Here is a 21,283-nt window from a genome sequence, read left to right as displayed (position 1 = left end):
TCCCCTACTTTTTTTCGATATTCCAAAAAATAATTGCTATAATATAACACATGGAAAATGTTCGTTTTATTTCCAACTCATTGCAAGAAAGGAGAAAATAAATGGTCTGGTTTATTGTTTCCATCTTCCTTGCTGTGTTGGCTACTTGGTTGACTATAAAACTTAAAAAAGAGAAAACGAAACAAAAAGAAATGAGAAATAGCCATTACCAAGAGCTAGAGGCGATAAAAGAAATTCAAAAAGCATCGATGGAAGCGGCTGCGGCGGCCTATGATGAAAAGGTCTTACAAATATCTCAATCCTATCAACATCAAATAGAAAAGCTAATGCTGGAAAACGAAACGATTCGGAAAAATTATCTTAACCAAGGGGAAATTCTCACCCATCAAATACTTGAACATATGAAAACCACATTCATCCAAGAAAGAATCATTCTTCCGGATGAAATGATTATCATGCCTAATATTTACATCCCTGATGAAAATGGAAAGAAACAGCAAATTGATCACGTGATCCTACTCCCAACAGGAATATATGTCATTGAAACAAAACACTGGAAAGGGCATATTGTATTAGGCTTAACAAGGATGGGTAGCCATAAATTTTCTTTCTTAGCAAATTTATTGGACGATGAAAAACAAGAGGCTGTGATCTTTGATAAAAATAAATGGGGTGAATTAACTGTCAAAACTTGTGAAAATCCGTTAGGCGAGGTTCAAAACACGACCGTGATCCTTTCCAACTATTTGAAAAGTCAAGAGATTAAAACCTGGATCACCCCTTTACTATTTTTTAATCACGAAGAAAGTGAAGTTCACGATTGGTCCGATAACAGCATCGTCACACGTATTTGCAACAAAGAACAATTACAACATTTCTTTTTTCAGGAGCTCACGACTAAGGAAAGAATTTACGGGGCTTTTCAACTGAAAAATATTGAACATTGTATGGAAATCGCCAATTATTGCACGACAGTTGAGGAAAATTCCATTAAGATGTAATACTATGCACCCGTTTGTACTGCCACCCTAAAAGCCTGGATTTCATTTATAAAGCTAAACTTTTTTCTTTCCATCCATATGTTATAATTTGGAGGGTAAAATTTAGATTGAGGTGACATTCTTGGCCATACATGTTGTACTTTATCAACCAGATATTCCCGCAAATACAGGAAATATTGCCCTTACCTGTGCGGCAACGGATACAGCCTTACATTTAATCCGACCACTTGGATTTTCTACCGATGAAGAAATGATCAAACGAGCTGGATTAGATTTTTGGCATTTGGTAAACATCACTTATTATGATTCCTTGGATGAATTCTTTTCGAAAAATCAAGGCGAGTTTTACTATATAGAGACGTTTGGAGAACAAACCCATTCTTCCTATGATTTCAGTGATACATCAAAAGACTATTATTTTATGTTTGGAAAAGAAACAACGGGTTTACCAAAAGATTTACTAGAAAAACATCGAGATCACTTTTTAAGAATACCTATGAATCAGAATGTTCGATCACTGAACCTCTCAAGTACAGCTGCGATTTTGGTTTATGAGGCGTTGCGTCAGCAAGGATATCCTCATTTAAAATAAAAAATCTTTCGTGATGGAAGATTTTTTATTTGCTTTGTTTTCTAGGAATGGGTTCGTTCCCATTCCTTTTGTTTTCCTATCATTGGTCAATTCTGCCCCCACAAATGAAGACGGGGGCGATTTTGTCATTTCACCTGTTACTTTGGATACCATATGGGCGCTTGCACTACCATTCTCGAAGTTCAAAAAAATGAGGACTCATTAAATCAAGTCCTATTTTTCTATATTAAAAATCAAAATTATCTGGGTCTGGACCTACACGGTGATTTTCGTTTAACCCATCAATTCGCTCCATATCTTCTTTCGATAACTCAAAATCAAATACGTTCGCGTTTTCTATAATACGATGTTCTTTCGTGGATTTTGGTATCGTGATGACGCCATTCTGCAAGTCCCAACGTAAAATCACTTGTGCAACAGACTTTTGATATTTTTCAGCGATTTCTTTCAGTATCGGATTGTCCAGAATTTGTCCTTGCATGAGCGGAGACCAGGCTTCCATTTGAATACCATGTTCCTGACAAAACGCTTTAAGCTCTTTCTGAGTTAAGCGTGGATGGTACTCTACTTGGTTGACCATTGGTTTTATTTCAGCCTCTTCCATTAAATTTTTCAGATGATGAATGTGGAAATTGCTTACTCCGATCGCTCTTACACGGCCTTGTTTATAAAGAGTTTCTAATGCTTTCCAAGACTCTTTAAATTTACCCTCTACTGGCCAATGAATGAGGTATAAATCAAGGTACTCCAATCCGAGTTTTTCTAAGCTTTTTTCATAGGCTAAAAGGGTGGAATCATAACCTAAATCTGCATTCCATACTTTTGAGGTCACAAATAATTCATCCCTGGAAATGCCTGTTTCTTTCATTGCTTCCCGGATTGCCTGTCCGACCCCTTCTTCATTCTCATAAATTGCGGCTGTATCAATGCTTCGGTATCCATGCTTGATGGCGGTTTTCACTGCTTGAATCAGTTCTGGACCTTCTTCTACTTTAAATACCCCTAAACCAAACCAAGGCATTTGAACCCCATTAGTTAATGTCGTTCGATCTTGTAAATTTTTCGCTGTCATCATCATTTCCTCCCTTTATGATGAATAAACCGTTTTTGAATCACATGTTGAATTTGCTGTCATTCTTTTATCTTTTCGTTCCAAGGCCATACTCCACGCAGTGAGAACAACCGCTCCTAGCACCATTACTGCCCCGATCCAAGGTGTATGGATCAAACCAATCGAATCGGTAATGACTCCTCCCAAATAGGAACCAATCGCAATTCCTGCATTAAATGCAGCAATGTTAACGGCAGAAGCGACATCCACCGCACGAGGTACAAAACGCTCCGCTAAGATCACGACATACACTTGCAGGCCAGGCACATTCATAAATGCCAGTACCCCCATTAGGATAATCGTGATGACTGCAGCAATCTTAAATGGTGCGGTAAAGGTAAGAACAAACAGCACAATAGATTGAATGATAAACATATAAAATAATGCTTTTAATGGGTTTTTGTTCGCTGCTTTTCCGCCAAGGACATTACCGATCGCAATGGCCACACCATAGACTAGCAAAAGGCCCGCAACCGTTCCTTCTTTAAACCCTGTAATATCTTGAAGCAATGGAGATAAATACGTAAATACAACAAATGTTCCTCCATACCCTAAAGCTGTAATCAAAAATAGCAGTAATAGTCGGCCATTTGTTAACAACTGAATTTGATCCCGAAATACCATCCGTGCTCCTTTTCGCAAATGAGATGGTACAAAAATGAAATTAGCTAATAAGGCAATCAAACCAACTGCCACAATCGCCATAAACGAAATTCTCCATCCAAATTGTTGCCCGATAAACGTGCCAAACGGAACTCCTGTAATCGTAGCAACGGTAAGCCCAGTAAACATCATCGCAATCGCACTTGCCCTACGGTTTTCTGGAACTAAATCAGCCGCAATGGTAGATCCAATTGACATAAAGACCCCATGTGAAAACGCTGAAAGAACACGGGCAACTAGGAGAACCTCCATACTAGATGCACTAGCCGCAAGAGCATTTCCGATAATAAAAACAATCATGATCCAAAGTAATAATGCTTTACGTGACATGGCAGATGTCAGAGACGTCAAGATCGGTGCACCAAATGTTACACCCAATGCATATAACGAAACTGTTAATCCAGCTGATCTGACTGAGATATTTAAATCATCTGCTATCAATGGCAATAAACCAACACTAATGAATTCAGTTGTGCCAATCGCAAATGCACTTATTGCCAAGGCCAATAGCGCAAAATTACTCTTTGTTTTGTTCAAAGACATGACTTCCCCTCCTGATTAATCTCTTGTTGTATGAATCAAACTCTGCTAGCAGAAAATGATGAATATATTGAAGTTTCGCCGGCACATGTTATTATGGAACATATCATACTGATTGAGAAGAACGTACTTATAAGTACCATAAGCACCAAAAAGTAATATAGTTACTTTTTGGTACCTATCGATTTGGAGGGATACGATGAACAAAAAGAAATACAATATTGCAGTGGAAGCTACATTAGAGGTTATTGGAGGAAAATGGAAATGTGTAATCCTTTGCCATCTCACCCATGGTAAAAAACGAACAAGTGAATTGAAGCGCCTGATGCCAAATATTACTCAAAAAATGTTAACGCAACAATTACGAGAATTAGAAGAAGATGGCGTGATTAATCGGATTGTCTATAATCAAGTTCCCCCAAAAGTCGAATATGAACTCAGTGAGTATGGTTGGAGTTTGAAAGACATACTCGACTCCTTGTGTGCTTGGGGAGAAAAACATATCACCAAAGTATATGGAGACAAATTTTCGGTTTTAGAGGAAAATATTCTAAATGAAAAATTAAAATAATACTTCAACAATCGTAAAAGAGCTCCTCCTATCATTGTTAGGTAGGTAGGTGGTTCTTTTTCTTTTTTGAATTTTCCTGATCCTTATTTTCACAGTACGGAACCATTTCACGCCTATTCATTATTTTCCCCCTTCTCATTTCATCTTTCTTCACACGAAATCAACTTTTTCATCATGAGATTTTTTTGACATTATACAGTTAAACTGTATATAATATAACTATACAGTTAAACTATATAGTTAGACTTAGTAATTATTTATACGGAGGATTACATGAATAGAGATAAACATTTGCCACTGACTGAAACAACGTACTATGTACTTCTCTCCCTATTAGAACCTGCTCATGGCTATATTATTATGCAAAAGGTGGAGGAGCTCAGTAATCATCAAGTGAAAATTGCGGCTGGTACCCTTTACGGAGCGATTGAAAACTTACTCAAACAAGGAATGATTCAATCGGTTAAAAGTGAAGATAAGCGCCGGAAAACATATGTCATTACAGAAAAAGGGAAGGAAGTATTGAAATTGGACTTTTATAGAATGCAACACATGATTGGTATTACGAAAGAATTATTAAATCTTTAAATTGGGGGAATCATGTTGAGAAAGTTTAAATTCTTTATAGATTTTGATAAAGAAGAAAAATGGCTAAATGAGATGGCGAAAAAAGGCTATCAGTTCCTTCATAAATCGATATTCGGATATACTTTCCAAGAATCGGAACCGGAAAATACGATCATCAAGATTGACTTCCGAAGGTTTAAAAATCAAGCGGATTTCATTGATTATATTACGCTTTTCGAAGATAGTGGCTGGAAACATGTATCAGGAAGTAAAGGGTCTGGGGCTCAATATTTTAAAAAGACCGACCCGAATGCTCATGATGATATTTTTTCAGACCAATTATCAAAGGCTGGAAAATATAAAAGATTATCTGAGATGTTTATCGAGTTAGGGTTATGTTATGTGCCAATCTTTGCTGCCTTAGTAGCCACTGATGCTATTGACATAGCAGCCTTATTTCATCCAAAACAATTGTATTTAACGAAAGGTTTGTGGGATATGACTGGAGGTGAATTTTGGAAAGCCTTCTTATTCGAAACCCCATTTGTCATTTTTCGTACGTTAAGTTGGTTATTCATTCCAATTATGATCCTTTTATATTTCATCTTTGGATATAAAGCACAAATGTTATTTGAAAAACATAAAAACCAATAAATCTACAATGCATAATAAATGGCTCGACAAACGGACAAAACCTTGTCGGGCCTTTTATATTATACATATCCTTTTACACTTGGTCCCCGCCCTACTCTTTTGTAAACTATTAGTCATCCACTTCTATTTTTAATCGTCTTGACCAGTAGGCTTTTTGAGTCATGGTTAGGTTCCATTCGCCCTCACCCTCAATCAAAGCAATTCATAGTTTAAAATAAAGATCAATTGGAAACTACCGTAAGAAAGGAAGTGTGGTTTCGTGGAATTTCAAGAAGAGGAAAAACATCCGGTAAATGATGTAGACCCATTCACCAAACTAATGTTTGGTTCTGGACGAGTTCCTATTAAAGTGGACAAGTACCATTCCAACGAATCCTTCGACCGTGAAGAACATTTTGAGGAAAGCTTTCTTGGCAAAAGACGAATTCATAAAGCCCCCTTCATGCACCATCAACCAAACCAAATCCAGCAGCTTCTTAATCAAATTGACTTGGAATTGCTTATAGGAACGATTGATACCGCTATGCAAACCTATAAACAATATCAACCTTTGATCAAGGAAGTTTCTCCCTTTTTGAAGAAATTCTTAAAAAAAGGATAATCAATAATAGAACCGTGAGTTGTATCGAGATAGAAGCACCTACTATTTGGTACTAAGCGCCCCCTTCTATTCATATTCTTTTAAAAGAATAATAGAGGGAGTGTAAAAGAAATGGTAAAGGTTCGTTTACGGCCCATTGTCAATGGGATTAACTTACCCACCGTATTGAAAACAGCTATCCTTCCAGGTGACACCATTGAAAGTATCTTTATTGCTACACAGGTAGGAGAAGTCTTATTCATAAGAAACGGGGAGATTCGGACATTTTTAGATATTCGCCCACAAATTTTACAACTAGGTACTTCTGGTGGATATGATGAACGGGGATTGCTGGGACTAGCGTTCCATCCCCAATTTTATTATAACGGTTTGTTTTATCTCCATTATTCCGTTGCTGGAACCCAAGGACCAGGGGTAGAACCTAAATCTTTTCAACCTGACCCGTGTGATCCCAACACATTAAACCGCAAGTGGGAAAATCGAGAAACGCAATATGATCATATTGATACGGTCGAGGAATGGGGGTTCAATCGAAATGGTCAGCCTCAAAAACGTCGCACATTGTTGAACATGAGGAGGCCCTATTCCAATCATAATGGGGTCAACAGTTTAAACTTTTCACCCGAATCAGGAAAACTAGTATTAACGACTGGTGATGGGGGCTCAGGATATGACCCGTTTAATTTAAGCCAGAATGATTTAGAAATCGCTGGTAAAATTATTGAGATTGATGTATCAAGGTATCCATACATCCAATCTCCCCCTATTGTCACACGTTTCGATGAATTGCCTGTAACCATTCAAAATACACTTACAGTAATGGCCAAAGGGGTTCGCAATATTACTGGCATCTCCTTTCAAAGATACAACCATCAATATATTAAATATACAGGGAATGTCGGGCAAGATTTAGTAGAATCCATCTTTTCTTTTATTTATTATAAACCACTCCCTGTTCCCCAGCTAATCCAAGCTTTATCCATGAATATGGAACCCGACCAAGAAGGATTTATAAACTTAGGTTGGCGAGGATGGGAAGGAACTTTACCTACCCCGATCATAAAAAGCTGTACGACCAATCCGAATCAGGATGAGAAAACCATTGCCTATTTCAATGAAGCAGTAAAAACTTCTGTAAGGCGAATTCAGCCTTTAACTAGTTATTATCATCAAGATCAAAGATCTGATAAGTTTGCCGGAACAGCTCTTACTGGTGTACAAGCTTATATGGGAAGAGCCATCCCAGCGTTGACAGGTAGTGTGGTATTCACCGATCTTGCCCGGAAAGGTTCCCCTGCTCCAGCTCAAGGAGTTCTAGCTTATACAATGGCAAGGATGGATGGAAAACTCAATGACTATCGTATCATCGAGACAGATTACTCATTTGGGTCTCAAGCTGCCTATTATGTTAGTCTTGGAACGAACCTGGATCAAACGAGATTATTTTTAGGGGTATATGGATCAGTAAGAGTGACAGATTTCAACCAGGGTACGGTTTTTGAAATCATTCCATGACCATGAATAGAACCAACTCAGAATCAAAAAAGCCGATTTCTCCAAAAATAGAAATCGGCTTTTTTTGAGTTCTATCTTAACCACTATTATTTACGTTTCTTAAATAAGAAGTTTGTCATAGTTCCAATAACTAAAGACGCAATCACACTTGAAAGCAAAATTTTTATTAGAACGGGTATGTTGTTTTCGCTTGGAAAAATTTGCGAACCCATTAGTACGAGAACGATAAAGAAAGAGATAACATAGTCTTTTTTTCTAAATTTCAACATCATGACCACCTTTTACAAATCGCTATCTTTAAGTAATTGATAAAGCATTTACCATTTAACTAAAACAACAATCTTTTAGAAAAGAGCCAAAGTTTATAACAAACTATTAGGTATGCTATGAAAAATTCCATTATACATTACTATTATTTAGCAGGTCGAAATCCAGCTTTAACCGCTTCTTCTTCCGTACAAAACATCATTTCTGCTTTTGTTTTTTCATACCAAGGAGAATCAGGCGTATGGTAAATTTTTTCTTTTCCGATATTCCCTTTAATGAGACAGTCCTCATCAGCTTGACTAGTTTCTTTTTCTTTTGAATCGATGATTTCAGGGTGAAAACCGTCTTCTTGGGCATAATTTTCAATTTCCCAAATCCCTATTCCTTTTTGTTGTGCCTCTTTTTGAATCGCTCGAAACTGATCGACATAGCGGGTATTTGGAGGATAAATATAGGCGACCCTAGCTAGTCCATTCTTTAATAATTCTTCTTGGATCATTTTCCCATCTACATATACATAAGCTAATAACCGCCCATACTTGTCTCTTTGGGGACCGATGTCAAACTCTAATTCTATCTTTCTAGCATTTTCCACTAATTTTCTAGTAAATTCTTTCGCTTCCTTACCATATGGTTGTTCCCCAAGGCGTGGATGGGACGTCTCCGGAGTATCTACGAGTAAAAATCTCACACTTTCACGTTTCCCTTTATAATTGACAGCAATCGTATCACCATCACTTGGATGGACAAGTGCCACTTCCATTCTTTTATATTCTGTATTATTTTCCTGAGTATTGGCTTGCTTATCTGGACTGAAACTCTCGTCAGTAATCATGGATGAGCAGCCAATCAGGTGAATGGATAACAAACCAATGAATAAAATTAGCAGTAATTTTTTCAATATCATCAAATCCTTTTCCAACATTAAGATTGGTTATGATTCTACCAATTGTTATCATTTTCCTCCGTGTTAAGTTTAATCATGGCTCGACTTTTTTTCAATCCCCAATCACGAGTTTTATAGGAAAAGATAATAGTATAAACTTTTATTTCTTTTAACAATGAGAAAGGAGAGCTCCTCCAACTTTTAAGCAAGCCTCCCTTTATTCTCCTTTCCATATAGGATTTACGTGGGTTACCGTTCTTCGTTTTTTCAATCACTCGTAAATTAAAAAAAATTTAATCGGAAAGTAAAAGTCTTGAAAACTATTTATGGGATAATCACTACTTCAAAGAGTTTGGTTTGGGTGGTGTTAGTTTTGACAAGGATGCAAAGAAGAAGAAGAAAAAGAGTTCGTTGGGGCAGAGTATTTGGTGCTCTACTTTTTTTAGGGATCTTTATGGTTGGACTTTTTACAATCATTCAATACATAGAAGGCACCATTAAAGTGATGAACGAACCACTAAAAAAAGCGGAGGGAAAACAGTCCTTTCAAGGTGCACAAAAGAAAATCGATGAAATCAATGTGCTTTTATTAGGGAGTGATTCACGCGGGGAAGAACCAGCTCGAACCGATACCATCATGATTGCTCATTATGACCCACAGACTCATAAAATCAAACTTATTTCATTCATGCGTGATATGCTCGTCACTATACCGGGGCATGGACAACAAAAATTAAATGCCGCGTATTCTTATGGTGGTCCTGAATTACTAAGGAAAACCATTGTTGGGAATTTTGGATTGGATATTCATTATTATGCCATTGTCGATTTTAAAGGATTTGAAAAAGTAGTCGATTTGCTCGTACCCAATGGAATTGAAGTTGAAATCCCATACGAAATGTCGTATGGCATTGGGATGACGTTAGAACCAGGTATCCAGCGTCTTCATGGGAAAGAATTGTTAGGGTATGTCCGTTTTCGTCATGATCGTTTAAGTGATTTCGGGCGAATCGAACGACAACAAGAAGTGATTTCAAAATTAAAAGAAGAAGCGGTAGGACTCCATAATGTTGTAAAGCTACCGAAATTATTTGATCTGTTATCTACATACATTGATACAAATATAGAGAGTTCTACCATCATTACCATTGGAAAAGATATCATAACGAACAATCAGAGCGAAATAGAAACCTTACGCATCCCTGAGGATGGAAGTTTTGAAAATGCACGACACGAAGAACTAGGTGATGTATTAGAAATAGACCTCATGCAAAATATTGAATCGATTCATCGTTTTTTAGAAGAGTAGAAAAAAAGGATTTGTCCACCTGAGATGGACAAATCCTTTAAATTGTCTTTTGTTGGTGTTTGACTCCTGTAAGAAAGGTTAAAAACACGTGAGTACCTACTTTGACGGTTGGCTGGACTTGATCGTCTTTTAGTGGGTCGAGGCAGACAATATCCATCGCTTTTACCTTTGGATGACTTCCTGCTAAAAATACACCTTCTAATAATTCGGCTGTTGTCATGCCTCCCGGTGTTGAGGCTGGTACACCTGGGGCATAGGCAATATCTAGGACATCCATATCCACCGTCAAATAAATGGTATCCACTTTGGCAGATAATTCTTCTAAACATTTCGAGACCGTGTTTTTCATCCCATCTTTTCGAACGTTACGAAGTGTGAAATAGTTAACACCCTTCTCGTCCGCGTATTGTTTTAACTCCTTCGTATTAAAAAATCCATGTAAACCAATGTTATACATATTTCGGCCTTCCACTACACCGCTTTCGATTAAATTGCGCATCGGTGTTCCATTGGTAGGACCATGATCAGACATGTCTCGTAAATCAAAATGGGTATCAAATTGCAAAATACCAATCGTTTCCTTCGGTTTTGCCTGTTGCATCCCTTTTACCATCATAGCGGTAATAGAATGGTCGCCACCAATGGCACAAATTTTGGAATCACGAAAATGGTTATGAAGGGCGCAAGATGCCTCCACGATATTCTCATGACATCTATGAATATCCGTCACATGCATCGAAACATCTCCGGCATCAAGAACCGTCATCTCCGCCAAATCCACATCTTCATCCAAATTATAAGTAGCAAATCCTTTCCATGCACGGCGGAAATAGTCGGGAAATTCAGAAGCCCCTGAAGGACTGATGGAGGAACGGGATAAAGGGACGCCGAGGATAATCGCCTCGGCGTCTTTACACTTTTCCGGATCCGTCGAAGCCGTCACTGGCTTGATCCATTCATGAACTTTCTCAGGAACTCGCCCCTCTGGTCTCACCCAAGTAAAACTAGGCGGATTCATTTTTGGAAAAAGAAAGCTCTTCACAAAGCTGCCCTCCCTTTACAACAACCACACCATTTTTCACAACCGTATCCACGTGGTTCACACCATAAGAGTATTGCAGCTTCATATAATTATTAACATTGAAAATCGTGACATCTCCCTTTTTCCCCACTTCTAAACTACCAATCTCGCTACCGCGATTAATCGCATGTGCCGCATTGATAGTCGCTGCTGTAATTACTTCAGCAGGAGTCATTCCCATTTTCAAACAGCCTAAATTCATGATGAAAGGCAAGGAAACCGTTGGTGATGAACCCGGATTGCAATCAGTGGATAATGCGACTGGCACCCCTGTATCAATCATTTTGCGTCCGTTTGCCGACTCAGCCATTAAAAAATATGCTGTTCCAGGTAGAAGCACCCCGACGACTCCCTTTTTGGCCATCGCTGCCAACCCTTTTTCCGATGCTTTTAATAAATGGTCGGCGGAAATCGCACCTACCTCTGCAGCCAGCTCAGCCCCTTCATAAGCAACAATTTCATCGGCATGGATTTTTGGAATCAAGCCATGACGTTTACCGGCTTCCAAAATGATCCGCGATTGTTCTGGTGTAAACACACCATGCTCACAAAAAACATCATTAAATTCGGCTAGACCCAATTCGGCTACCTTTGGAATCATTTCTTTCACCAAAAGGCGCACATATTCATCTGGATTTTCCTTAAATTCTTTTGGGATTGCATGAGCACCCATAAACGTCGAGACGACATCAACCACATGATTTTCGTTCAGTTGTTTCGCCACTTCCAGCTGCTTCAGCTCGGTTTCCCATTCCATTCCATAACCACTTTTTGCCTCGACGGTTGTCACCCCATGAAGCAGGAATTGATCTAATCGTGCATAGCTCTCTTGATAAAGCTGCTCATGTGAAGCGGCTTTTGTAGCACTCGTAGTTGCATGAATGCCTCCACCTGCATTCATGATCTCCATATAGGTTGCCCCTTGCAGACGCATGTTAAATTCATTTTCCCTGCTACCTGCATGAACCAAATGGGTATGTGGATCGACTAACCCAGGTGTTACTAACTTGCCAGTTGCATCCACCACTTCGGCTTCACCTAATCGGTCTCCATATTCCGCCAAAAGTTCTTCATCTGTCCCAACAGCCTGAATGATCCCATCCTCAATCCAGACGCTCCCATTCTCTATAATTCGAAGCTCAGACATCGCTTCTTTTACGAGAGGAGCATGTGAGCTCCCCTCTAGTGTGACAAGCTGTGATGCATTTCTTATAAAAATGGCTTTACTCATTCCATTCAACCTCTTTCATCTTGTTTCAGCATTGGCATGTTAATTCCTTTTTCTTTCGCTGTTTTTATCGCTAATTCATAACCAGCATCAGCATGACGGACAACACCCATGCCCGGATCGGTCGTTAAGACGCGTTGCAGACGAACCTCTGCTTCCTTCGTTCCATCCGCTACAATGACCATGCCGGCATGTTGAGAATACCCCATGCCTACTCCTCCACCATGGTGAAGAGATACCCAGCTTGCTCCACCAACTGCATTGATTAACGCATTTAAAATCGGCCAGTCAGATACGGCATCACTGCCATCTTTCATCCCTTCTGTTTCCCGGTTAGGTGATGCGACAGAACCAGCATCTAAGTGGTCACGACCAATAACAATTGGAGCTGAAACTTCACCACTAGCCACCATGTCATTGATCAGCTTTCCGAAGCGAGCACGGTCTCCATAGCCTAACCAGCAAATACGAGCAGGAAGGCCTTGGAAGCTAATTTTCTCTTGTGCCATACGAATCCATTTACAAAGATGCTCATCATCTTTGAACTCACGTAATAAAGCCTCATCGATTTTGCGAATATCCTCAGGATCTCCTGATAAGGCAGCCCAACGGAAAGGTCCTTTTCCTTCACAGAATAATGGACGGATGTAAGCTGGAACAAACCCAGGGAAATCAAATGCGTTTTCTACCCCTTCATCCTTCGCTACCTGGCGGATGTTGTTGCCATAATCAAATGTTACTGCCCCTTTTTGTTGCATGATTAACATCGCCTTTACATGTTTAGCCATACTTTGCTTGGAAAGCTTCACATATAAATCTGGATCCTCTTTTCGAAGCTTCGCTGCTTCATCCAATGTGAAACCTGCAGGAATATACCCATTTAATGGATCATGTGCGGATGTTTGGTCGGTTAATACATCAGGAGTAAAACCTTTTTCAATTAAAAGCGGCAGTACTTCTGCAGCATTTCCCAATAATCCAATGGATAATGCTTTTCCTTCCTTCTTCGCTTCAAACGCCCATTGTAATGCTTCATCTAAATCATGTGTTTTGACATCTAGATATTTCGTTTGAATGCGCCGGTCAATTCTCGTTTCATCCACCTCAACGGCAATACAAACACCATCATTCATGGTGACAGCCAATGGCTGAGCCCCGCCCATACCACCAAGACCGGCGGTTAAAGTAATCGTGTGTTTTAAAGAACCGCCAAATTCTTGCCGTGCAAGCTCTGCGAATGTTTCATAGGTTCCTTGAACAATCCCTTGGCTGCCGATATAAATCCAACTTCCTGCAGTCATTTGTCCGTACATCATGAGACCTTTTTTATCAAGTTCATGGAAATGCTCCCAATTTGCCCAAGCAGGAACGAGATTAGAGTTAGCAATTAATACGCGCGGCGCATCTTTATGAGTCTTCCAAACAGCGACCGGTTTACCTGATTGAATTAATAATGTTTCATCCTCTTCCAGTTCTAAAAGCGTTTTCACAATAGCGTCAAAACACTCCCAATTGCGTGCTGCCTTTCCAATTCCACCGTACACAACTAAATCTTCTGGCCTTTCTGCTACCTCCGGGTCAAGATTATTTAGTAACATGCGAAGTGCCGCCTCTTGAATCCAACCCTTAGCATGTAATTCGGTCCCTTTATAATTCTTAATAACTCTCTTTGTTTTTGCTTGCATTTCATCCACCCCTTATTTCATCTTTCTATATTTAATTAAAAAATAAAATCTTCTGAAAAAATACGAGTGGAAAATTAGATGTTGAGTAAAATTTTTGTATTTTTCTTTCATTAATCTAGGCTTAAATGGGGATGAATGATAATTTTTTTAGATAAAGTATACTTTTTTTAGTTCATACTTTTGATTTTAGTAGGGTGGAAAGTATTCTTTAATCAAAAGTTTTTTAGTTTATCAACGTTTTTTTGAACATAATAAAAATACTGATCGAATGCAGGAGGATGGAAAAATGGAACATGCATGGCTTTCACTCATCCCATTTGTTATTGTCATTTCAATGTCCATATGGCTCAAAAATATACTCCCTGGTCTTGTCATCGGCCTGATTATTGGCTCTTTCCTTGTAAATTCGAATCTTTTGGCAGGATCCTATCAAACTGTGTCTTACCTCGTTACTACGTTGTCCGACGAGACGAATATGAAAATCATCGCCTTTCTTTATTTGTTTGGTGGTCTTGTTGGAATGATGAACATTTCAGGTGGGATCAAAGGCTTTTCAGAATGGATGGGGGAGAAAATTCGAACCCAACGCGGTCTGCTCGGATTTATCTGGCTTACCCTCCCTTTTACCTTTATGATGCCAATGTTTCGCATCATGTTAATTGGTCCTGTCGTGAAATCGTTAGCTAAAAAATTGAATATTCCTAAACAAAAAGTTGGGCTGACTCTCGATATTTCCACTGAATCCGTGATTGTCTTATTGCCAGTTGCTACTGCCTTTGTTGGTTTCATGGTTTCTTTAGTAGCAGGTAGCATGCGAGGACTGCCTAGCGAAATTTCTGCCTATCAAATCTTTTTACTTAGTATTTTGTTTAATTTTTTTGCCATTATTATGTTAGTGATTGGGTTGATTCAAACATTCTGGCCTCCATCCAAAAAGTCAAAGGACTCCCTCCAGCCAAAAGAGAATCAACTTTTAGAAGAAGTAGAACATCCGTATCACCGGGCGGGGATCAAACGAGAATTATCTTTAGTAAAAGCGCAGCCATGGCATTTAATCATCCCTGTTTTTTTGCTTCTGGGGCTTTCTTTATTTCTATTATGGAAAGACGGGACAAAAAAAGGGGCCGATTCAATATTTGCTGCCTTTTCAAAAGCAGACGCCACCTTTGTGATGCTCTTAGCTGTATTCATTACACTAGTTTTATCCTTTCTTTTTTACACAGTAAGACGGCAGCCATTAGGAGAACTCTTGTACCATTTTTATGATGGGGGAAATCAAATGATGGAGGCCATCAGTCTGCTTGTTTTAATCTGGGCCCTGACATTAGCGGCAGAAGATCTCGGTTTTTCAGCCTTTATTAGTTCCACATTGGGGGCATTCTTACCTGCTTTCTTAACCCCGGCCACTATTTTTCTGATTGGATCGGTTACGGGTTATTTTATCGGTTCCTCATGGGGAACATGGGGGTTGTTTATGCCATTAGGAATATCACTAGCTTCCTCCACAGGGACATCCATCCCTTTAACCGTAGGTGCGGTATTTGCAAGCGGAGCTTTCGGAGCATTAGCTTCTCCATTAGGCGATACGACGATCACCACTGCTTCAATACTCGATCTCACTTTGGTCGATTATGCTCGCTATAAATTGAAGATTTCGTTGGTTGGAGGAGCCATAGCGACTGTTTTATATCTCATGAGTGGGTTTTGGTTACAATAATTAAATATGTTTTATTTCATCGCGTAATCCATACATCAACTCTCCTGTTCCAATGATAATTTGGGCAGGAGATTTTTTTGAAATAGTTTTAAAGTTTTTTACTTCTTGTCCATATCGTTATATAATTCAAATTAATATTTTATTAAAAAAGGGTGATGGAAATGAGAGAAGTTACATTAATTCAGATTTTCAATCATCATATTGCTCAAAAATATCTCAATCGATCAGGTGTTGTCCATGCCATTGCTTGTGCTTATCATGCCTTTCGTTTGGCTAAGGAATACGGTGTATCGGTCGACCTAGCGACAAAAGCAGCCTTGCTACACGATATTGGTCATTACACATGGTATCGAAATGGCAAATGGGATTATGATTTATACAGACAAAATGATATCCATGCCATCAAAGGGGCGGAAAGAGCTCATAAATTATTGATCAGATTAGGGGAAAACCCCATTATGGCCAAAGATATTGCCTTAGCGATCTTGTTTCATACGGATTCATATATGACAGAAGGTTTTATTAAAAGGACGCCATTACAAGAAATCGTAAAATTAGCAGATGAAATGGATGAAGAACAAGGCGGGCTCCATCATTATAAAAAAATGGACAAAGATAAAGCGATCAAAATGATTGAACGATTAGACCAGATGGTAGAAGACGAAATGAGTCAAGACTATTTAAATAAGCATCCCCTAGCGTATAAAAACCAAACCGATTAAAAAGTTAACCACACAAAAATTCCTCTCGTCCCATACAAAAAAGCGATGTTGATCAACATCGCCTTCATTATGGTTGCTTCACCTTTGAAATAATTTTTGCTGTCACAGTCGATTCTTTAGGTTCTTCTGGTAACTGAGATTTTTTCTCGGCAATTTCTTTTAATCCTAATTGAATCATTCGGAATGCCACCACCCAAGAAATCGCCATCAATATACTATGTCCATAGGGAAACATACCTGGTATATCGGTGTCCCATAAAGCATGTATCAGTACAACTAGTAAAAAAATGCGAATGAATTTGGGCTTTACTAGTATGCTTAACGAAAAGTTTTCATTCTCTCGGGCACGCAAGAAAGCCGCTCCAATTAAAGCTGCCCATGCCACATGACCTCCTGGAGCCAACACACTGCGCCATAAAAGAGTATTGTATAATGTTTCAAAACTCCCGGTAAGGAGGCTTCTTAATGCATAACCCGCTGTTTCAAAAGCAGCGAATCCAGCCCCAACCGCTGCTCCAATCAGCAGCCCATTTAAGATATACCGATATTTCTGGTTTCTAACAAAATAAATAACCGTAATTGCTTTGGCAAGTTCCTCGACAATCCCAATCGTAATCGGATTAATGTTATTCTTAAGAAGATTAAAAAATACGAGCGCAGCTAACATCGAGAGAATTCCACCGATAAATACCACGTAAATGATTCGATATATAGCTATATTCTGTGGTGCATTCATTTCCCAAAAAAAGATAAGTGTTGTCAATGGAACCGCAAAGGCACCTACAACGATAAGCCCCGGCAGAAAGTTTATGTTTTGGAACCAAATCAATCCAATATGCAACCCTAAAAAAGTCAGCAAGGCAAAGATAAACACTCTGGCAAAAAGCCATGGTTTTGGCCATGTTTCCTTTACATCCTCTATTTTAGGTGTAGTAATCGCTGTGCCTACAATAAAAAGCCGCTCCGCTTCAAGGACACTATGCTTGCGGAATACCCTTGAGAAAATATTTTTAATGTTGGGTACGATGGAGCGGTGATTTCTAGGTATACCATCGACATAGCTGGCAAACTCATAAAATAATTGGTTTGGATCCTGAATTTCATCCTCGCTCGAAAAATTTTTACCACAATTCAAACAGAACTTTACTCCCTCTGGGTTGGAGTAAATACATTCCGGGCACTTCATTCTGTATCCTCCTCTTGGTGACGCCATCATGATAAGACTGATTGATTTTACTTTACCCTATCATGCCTGACAAAATGAGAAATGGTGATGAATTTGTCTGTAAAAATATTTTTTCATTTCCCATTTTTTAAGGAGGATCATTTCCCGGTTGTCCTTTTAATGGTTTTCCACATTAACAAATAACCTCGAATTTTACATTTTTCAGCTTATATCTAAAAATGGGGGGAAGTTTAACATTGCTCCTCCACCTAAACCGATTTTTGTTTCCGATGCATCCAACAACTAGCTTAACAGCCCCACCGTCACTCGATGGGGCTGTTAAGCTTTCCTTAAACAAAACTGGCGCTATTTCTATTTTCAATGAGAGTCCGTTTCCTCTATTGTTTAACCGCTTCCATAATCCAAACAAAATCATTCCACTGCTTGAATTTTACCTGAAAATCATTGGCTGTCATGATATTTTGTAAATATGGGATGGTTGTATAATATTCCGTCTGTAAATCGTGAGCCAAATCATCATAATGCGCGGTCTTCGCCTTCTCAATTGCTTGTTTATGATCGGCTTTAGATGGAAACATCGTATCAGCAAAAACCACTTTTCCACCCGTTTTTAACAGTTCACGATAAATAGAGATCGCCTTCGCTTTTTCTTCATCTGTTAAATGATGAAAAGCATAAGTGCTAACAATGGTATCTACCTTTTTCGGTACAGGGAATTCTAAGAAATCCCCATCCATGATCGTCACATTGGATTTTGCCATCATTTTTTTCTGAAAAAGTTTTTTCATGGCTTTCGAAGGTTCGATCGCCGTTACCTTATGGCCTTTTTCCAACAGTTTTTCTGTTAAATTTCCCGTTCCAGCCCCAAATTCTATTACATCTCCATGGGAAAGGAGTGCAACCTCTTCAAGTATCGCTTCGTAGTTTCTAAACACTTCGCGATACTGTTCATCCTTACCTGAAACGGAATGATCATAAGATTCTGCCCATGACTCAAATATATCTAAAAATTCTCTACCCAATTTAATCACCCTATTATAATATATACTTATAATTCTTATCTGTATAGTATGATTTATAAAAAAATGTGTTCAAACCATTATTTTACAATAATATTACCACTCTCTCTCATTCCATTAAAAACAAAAAAAACCTATTGCCCGGCAGTCATAATCTTCTGCCTACAATAGGGAATGAACTCGCACCATAGTGCCTCCTTTTGAGCTTTATGAATTACCCATTAATGATGACATCTCGGACAACTATGATAGCTTTCTTTCATTGATCCGCAGTAAACACATTTGCTCTTGTTCTGTTGCATTTTTTTATTTTTCCACTGATCATAAGTTAAAGAATAAGAACTAGTGTCGTTTAAATATTTAATATAGTCAATACCGTAAATATAAATCAAAAGTATCACCTCCGCCGATCATTATCAATGTATGCGCTTACATTCAAAAATTACACTGAAATTATCTAAGCGGGTGATATTTTTACTCTTGATTATTTACAATGCTCTCTCTATTAGAGGGATGTTTCGGACTTGTTAAGAAGCATTTCTTATTTATCCTTCACAATCGGCTGATCAATCAAATCCTGATCAATCGTATTCGTTGTATTGATTCCATTATTATTTTGAATGTTCACCGCTTGATTGGAAGAACCTGAACCATGTGTCGACTTAGAGGCATGTTTGGGGGAAATCTTTAAGGAATTTCCAAATTGTACAACACCGCCACTCACTGTATCAATTTTTATTCGATGATCAGACATAAAAGCACATCCTCTTTCTTTTTACTTGCATTTCATTCTATGTTTAATGGGTAATAGGTGTGCTGTTTCTTAAATGGTCTACTATGGCAAACTCGAATTCCTTTCCCAGGAACAAGTGATGAAATTCAAATCTTATTCAATCATTTTTATCCTAGAAAAATCAAAAAAGGCCCTCCTTTTATGAAGGAGCGCCTAGCCATCATCAATTTGTCTATTATTTTCTAATGTTCTACAACATTATCATGGACCTTTTCTTTTATTAATTCAAGAAATCTTTCTGGTTCATCTAACCGAATCGCTACTTGGTCAAATTTTTTTATCATTCCCAATGTTAAGGTTGCTTCCACAGGATGTTTCAGTTTCAAAATAACGTCTGGAAAGGTCTCTTCAAAATCACGCGCCATGAATTCGATTGTATTTTTAGAACGTTTTGTCGCAATCGATTTGGATCCACGATTACCTCGTCGATATCCGTCCATTTAATATCCATCCGTTTTGTTAAACCGAGTGATAAATACAGTCTGTCATTTGTGACATGCACTGGATTATGGCGTACAGCTTGAATGTCAGCTGAGAAAAATATAACGGAATAAAGGTTAATCACAAGCAAAATAATGGAGAGAATAAAATATTTTTCATGTAACCACCAATGTAAGGCCGCTGTTTCTAGAATGACCGCATGGATCAACATGAATTGCATGGAAAGATAACTCGATTTTTGATGCAAGGTGAACCAATTATTGCCCTTAGGAGGTTTCTTTCTCCAGCTTGCGAATGCATAGTAAAACATCAGCATTTCAGAACAGATGATTTGAATGATGGTGATTGACTTGACTTTTTGGTTCACAGCAGTTGAAAAAGAAAAGAGAACCGGCAGTGAGCTTTTCCTAACATACTGAACTATTTTTGGCAATTGTATAAATAACGATACGAGAATCGCGATTTCCAGAAAAATTAATCCACTTTCCACGGCAAAACCTATCCAAGTAACGCTTTCCAAAGGAGCTAAATACTCCATTGGAATGAAAAACCGTACGAATACGAGTCCCCCAGCTATACCAAAAATGAAATTTTTCCAGGTCACCCTTCCCTTCCACGCTAAAAATAATAATGGGGAAATAAGCGCCAAATCAATCATCGATCCTGCCACAATCATATTCGTATCATTAGGGATTAACTGGATGCCAAAAGAAGTATAGTATAAGGAATAATTTGCACTTAGTACGAGCAAAAGGGACACTAGAAAAAAATATCTGTTGAGACTCTTCTTAAGAACCACAAGAGTCATCCCTTTCCATCTTTTCCTACATTATACCATCATTTTCCTATTATCACTTTATGAAATGGAATAAATTATTGCCTATTCCCCCCTATCTCATACAGCTTATAAGATTTTACATGCATTTGATTTTATCTAATTTTCATTTAAAGTTTACTAATATTCAGTTTACATAATATGATTATTTTATTATCTCAATTAAGAAGGGCTGTCCGGAAAGTGGTATTTCAGCCGAAATCTTTATAAAAGCAAAACCCAAGAATGCTGTTAAATCAACATTCTTGGGTTTTTAATTTGGGTTCATTTTTCTCTTAAATGGACTTTTTAGACAGCCC

Annotated in this window: 21 protein-coding genes; 10 read left to right on the top strand and 11 right to left on the bottom strand. The window is 38.4% G+C overall.

Annotation, left to right across the window (positions count from 1 at the left end; genetic code table 11):
* Nucleotides 1-101: 101 nt before the first annotated feature.
* Nucleotides 102-1,001, top strand: coding sequence for a nuclease-related domain-containing protein (locus GZA11_RS00480; RefSeq protein ID WP_163182512.1), 900 nt, complete (start codon nucleotides 102-104; stop codon nucleotides 999-1,001).
* 121 nt (nucleotides 1,002-1,122) lie between these two features.
* Nucleotides 1,123-1,593 carry a tRNA (uridine(34)/cytosine(34)/5-carboxymethylaminomethyluridine(34)-2'-O)-methyltransferase TrmL gene (gene trmL / locus GZA11_RS00475; RefSeq protein WP_038535348.1) on the top strand — a complete coding sequence of 157 codons (471 nt, stop codon included), beginning with the start codon at nucleotides 1,123-1,125 and terminating at the stop codon, nucleotides 1,591-1,593.
* Here the strand turns inward: trmL and GZA11_RS16410 are convergent.
* The 3 genes from GZA11_RS16410 to GZA11_RS00465 are packed head-to-tail and all read right to left on the bottom strand — an operon-like array spanning nucleotide 1,585 to nucleotide 3,910.
* A complete protein-coding gene (locus tag GZA11_RS16410; RefSeq protein ID WP_038535351.1) occupies nucleotides 1,585-1,779 on the bottom strand; it encodes a hypothetical protein in 195 nt (64 codons plus the stop codon). The genes trmL and GZA11_RS16410 overlap by 9 nt on opposite strands.
* 40 nt (nucleotides 1,780-1,819) lie before the next feature.
* On the bottom strand, nucleotides 1,820-2,665 hold the full coding sequence (locus GZA11_RS00470; RefSeq protein ID WP_038535353.1) for an aldo/keto reductase: 846 nt from the start codon (nucleotides 2,663-2,665) through the stop codon (nucleotides 1,820-1,822).
* A gap of 15 nt (nucleotides 2,666-2,680) precedes the next feature.
* On the bottom strand, nucleotides 2,681-3,910 hold the full coding sequence (locus tag GZA11_RS00465; protein ID WP_163182511.1) for an MFS transporter: 1,230 nt from the start codon (nucleotides 3,908-3,910) through the stop codon (nucleotides 2,681-2,683).
* 196 nt (nucleotides 3,911-4,106) lie between these two features.
* Between GZA11_RS00465 and GZA11_RS00460 the strand changes: the two genes are divergently transcribed.
* The 5 genes from GZA11_RS00460 (at nucleotide 4,107) to GZA11_RS00440 (ending at nucleotide 7,815) form a co-directional block, all read left to right on the top strand.
* A complete protein-coding gene (locus GZA11_RS00460) occupies nucleotides 4,107-4,478 on the top strand; it encodes a winged helix-turn-helix transcriptional regulator (protein ID WP_163182510.1) in 372 nt (123 codons plus the stop codon).
* 273 nt (nucleotides 4,479-4,751) lie between these two features.
* A complete protein-coding gene (locus GZA11_RS00455) occupies nucleotides 4,752-5,066 on the top strand; it encodes a PadR family transcriptional regulator (protein ID WP_163182509.1) in 315 nt (104 codons plus the stop codon).
* 12 nt (nucleotides 5,067-5,078) lie between these two features.
* Complete coding sequence (locus tag GZA11_RS00450; protein ID WP_204317729.1) at nucleotides 5,079-5,699, top strand: DUF2812 domain-containing protein; 621 nt, start codon at nucleotides 5,079-5,081, stop codon at nucleotides 5,697-5,699.
* A gap of 259 nt (nucleotides 5,700-5,958) precedes the next feature.
* On the top strand, nucleotides 5,959-6,300 hold the full coding sequence (locus GZA11_RS00445; protein ID WP_163182507.1) for a hypothetical protein: 342 nt from the start codon (nucleotides 5,959-5,961) through the stop codon (nucleotides 6,298-6,300).
* Between the two features lie 111 nt (nucleotides 6,301-6,411).
* A complete protein-coding gene (locus tag GZA11_RS00440; RefSeq protein ID WP_163182506.1) occupies nucleotides 6,412-7,815 on the top strand; it encodes a PQQ-dependent sugar dehydrogenase in 1,404 nt (467 codons plus the stop codon).
* 412 nt (nucleotides 7,816-8,227) lie between these two features.
* Here the strand turns inward: GZA11_RS00440 and GZA11_RS00435 are convergent, their stop codons facing one another.
* Nucleotides 8,228-8,983 (bottom strand): thermonuclease family protein, encoded by a 756-nt coding sequence (locus GZA11_RS00435; RefSeq protein WP_163182612.1) that lies wholly within the window; start codon nucleotides 8,981-8,983, stop codon nucleotides 8,228-8,230.
* Between the two features lie 367 nt (nucleotides 8,984-9,350).
* On the opposite strand from GZA11_RS00435, the gene GZA11_RS00430 reads away from it, so the two are divergent.
* The gene (locus tag GZA11_RS00430; RefSeq protein ID WP_163182611.1) at nucleotides 9,351-10,277 is read left to right on the top strand and encodes an LCP family protein; all 927 of its coding nucleotides are present in this window, start codon (nucleotides 9,351-9,353) and stop codon (nucleotides 10,275-10,277) included.
* A 37-nt stretch (nucleotides 10,278-10,314) separates the two neighbouring features.
* Here GZA11_RS00430 and GZA11_RS00425 read toward each other — a convergent pair whose 3' ends face one another.
* The 3 genes from GZA11_RS00425 to hutU are packed head-to-tail and all read right to left on the bottom strand — an operon-like array spanning nucleotide 10,315 to nucleotide 14,271.
* Nucleotides 10,315-11,319: an agmatinase family protein gene (locus GZA11_RS00425; RefSeq protein WP_235924741.1), complete on the bottom strand. Its 1,005-nt coding sequence runs from the start codon at nucleotides 11,317-11,319 to the stop codon at nucleotides 10,315-10,317.
* The gene (hutI, locus tag GZA11_RS00420; RefSeq protein ID WP_163182505.1) at nucleotides 11,282-12,589 is read right to left on the bottom strand and encodes an imidazolonepropionase; all 1,308 of its coding nucleotides are present in this window, start codon (nucleotides 12,587-12,589) and stop codon (nucleotides 11,282-11,284) included. The genes GZA11_RS00425 and hutI overlap by 38 nt, the downstream gene beginning before the upstream one ends.
* A gap of 5 nt (nucleotides 12,590-12,594) precedes the next feature.
* A complete protein-coding gene (gene hutU, locus GZA11_RS00415; protein ID WP_163182504.1) occupies nucleotides 12,595-14,271 on the bottom strand; it encodes a urocanate hydratase in 1,677 nt (558 codons plus the stop codon).
* Between the two features lie 286 nt (nucleotides 14,272-14,557).
* Between hutU and GZA11_RS00410 the strand changes: the two genes are divergently transcribed.
* Nucleotides 14,558-15,988: a Na+/H+ antiporter NhaC family protein gene (locus GZA11_RS00410; RefSeq protein WP_163182503.1), complete on the top strand. Its 1,431-nt coding sequence runs from the start codon at nucleotides 14,558-14,560 to the stop codon at nucleotides 15,986-15,988.
* A 161-nt stretch (nucleotides 15,989-16,149) separates the two neighbouring features.
* On the top strand, nucleotides 16,150-16,710 hold the full coding sequence (locus tag GZA11_RS00405; protein WP_163182502.1) for an HD domain-containing protein: 561 nt from the start codon (nucleotides 16,150-16,152) through the stop codon (nucleotides 16,708-16,710).
* A gap of 67 nt (nucleotides 16,711-16,777) precedes the next feature.
* Here GZA11_RS00405 and GZA11_RS00400 read toward each other — a convergent pair whose 3' ends face one another.
* From GZA11_RS00400 to GZA11_RS00385, 4 genes are all read right to left on the bottom strand, one after another.
* Nucleotides 16,778-17,896 carry a PrsW family glutamic-type intramembrane protease gene (locus GZA11_RS00400; RefSeq protein ID WP_163182501.1) on the bottom strand — a complete coding sequence of 373 codons (1,119 nt, stop codon included), beginning with the start codon at nucleotides 17,894-17,896 and terminating at the stop codon, nucleotides 16,778-16,780.
* Nucleotides 17,897-18,273: 377 nt separating this feature from the next.
* Nucleotides 18,274-18,918 (bottom strand): class I SAM-dependent methyltransferase, encoded by a 645-nt coding sequence (locus GZA11_RS00395; RefSeq protein ID WP_163182500.1) that lies wholly within the window; start codon nucleotides 18,916-18,918, stop codon nucleotides 18,274-18,276.
* Between the two features lie 538 nt (nucleotides 18,919-19,456).
* Nucleotides 19,457-19,669, bottom strand: a complete 213-nt coding sequence (locus tag GZA11_RS00390) for a spore germination protein (protein ID WP_163182499.1) — start codon at nucleotides 19,667-19,669, stop codon at nucleotides 19,457-19,459.
* Nucleotides 19,670-20,030: 361 nt separating this feature from the next.
* The gene (locus tag GZA11_RS00385) at nucleotides 20,031-20,948 is read right to left on the bottom strand and encodes a beta-carotene 15,15'-monooxygenase (protein WP_235924736.1); all 918 of its coding nucleotides are present in this window, start codon (nucleotides 20,946-20,948) and stop codon (nucleotides 20,031-20,033) included.
* Nucleotides 20,949-21,283: the final 335 nt, after the last annotated feature.

The organism is Neobacillus sedimentimangrovi (assembly GCF_010614825.1).
Classification (GTDB): domain Bacteria; phylum Bacillota; class Bacilli; order Bacillales; family Cytobacillaceae; genus Neobacillus; species Neobacillus thermocopriae.
The sequence above is the reverse complement of the archived record's forward strand: the minus strand, read 5'-3'. Positions and strand labels throughout refer to the sequence as shown.

Coding starts and splice junctions, on each gene's coding strand:
- GZA11_RS00480 (WP_163182512.1), top strand. CDS start 102: ATGGTCTGGTTTATTGTTTCCATCTTCCTTGCTGTGTTGGCTACTTGG.
- GZA11_RS00470 (WP_038535353.1), bottom strand. CDS start 2,665: ATGACAGCGAAAAATTTACAAGATCGAACGACATTAACTAATGGGGTT.
- GZA11_RS00465 (WP_163182511.1), bottom strand. CDS start 3,910: ATGTCTTTGAACAAAACAAAGAGTAATTTTGCGCTATTGGCCTTGGCA.
- GZA11_RS00460 (WP_163182510.1), top strand. CDS start 4,107: ATGAACAAAAAGAAATACAATATTGCAGTGGAAGCTACATTAGAGGTT.
- GZA11_RS00455 (WP_163182509.1), top strand. CDS start 4,752: ATGAATAGAGATAAACATTTGCCACTGACTGAAACAACGTACTATGTA.
- GZA11_RS00450 (WP_204317729.1), top strand. CDS start 5,079: ATGTTGAGAAAGTTTAAATTCTTTATAGATTTTGATAAAGAAGAAAAA.
- GZA11_RS00440 (WP_163182506.1), top strand. CDS start 6,412: ATGGTAAAGGTTCGTTTACGGCCCATTGTCAATGGGATTAACTTACCC.
- GZA11_RS00430 (WP_163182611.1), top strand. CDS start 9,351: ATGCAAAGAAGAAGAAGAAAAAGAGTTCGTTGGGGCAGAGTATTTGGT.
- hutI (WP_163182505.1), bottom strand. CDS start 12,589: ATGAGTAAAGCCATTTTTATAAGAAATGCATCACAGCTTGTCACACTA.
- hutU (WP_163182504.1), bottom strand. CDS start 14,271: ATGCAAGCAAAAACAAAGAGAGTTATTAAGAATTATAAAGGGACCGAA.
- GZA11_RS00410 (WP_163182503.1), top strand. CDS start 14,558: ATGGAACATGCATGGCTTTCACTCATCCCATTTGTTATTGTCATTTCA.
- GZA11_RS00405 (WP_163182502.1), top strand. CDS start 16,150: ATGAGAGAAGTTACATTAATTCAGATTTTCAATCATCATATTGCTCAA.
- GZA11_RS00400 (WP_163182501.1), bottom strand. CDS start 17,896: ATGAAGTGCCCGGAATGTATTTACTCCAACCCAGAGGGAGTAAAGTTC.
- GZA11_RS00390 (WP_163182499.1), bottom strand. CDS start 19,669: ATGTCTGATCATCGAATAAAAATTGATACAGTGAGTGGCGGTGTTGTA.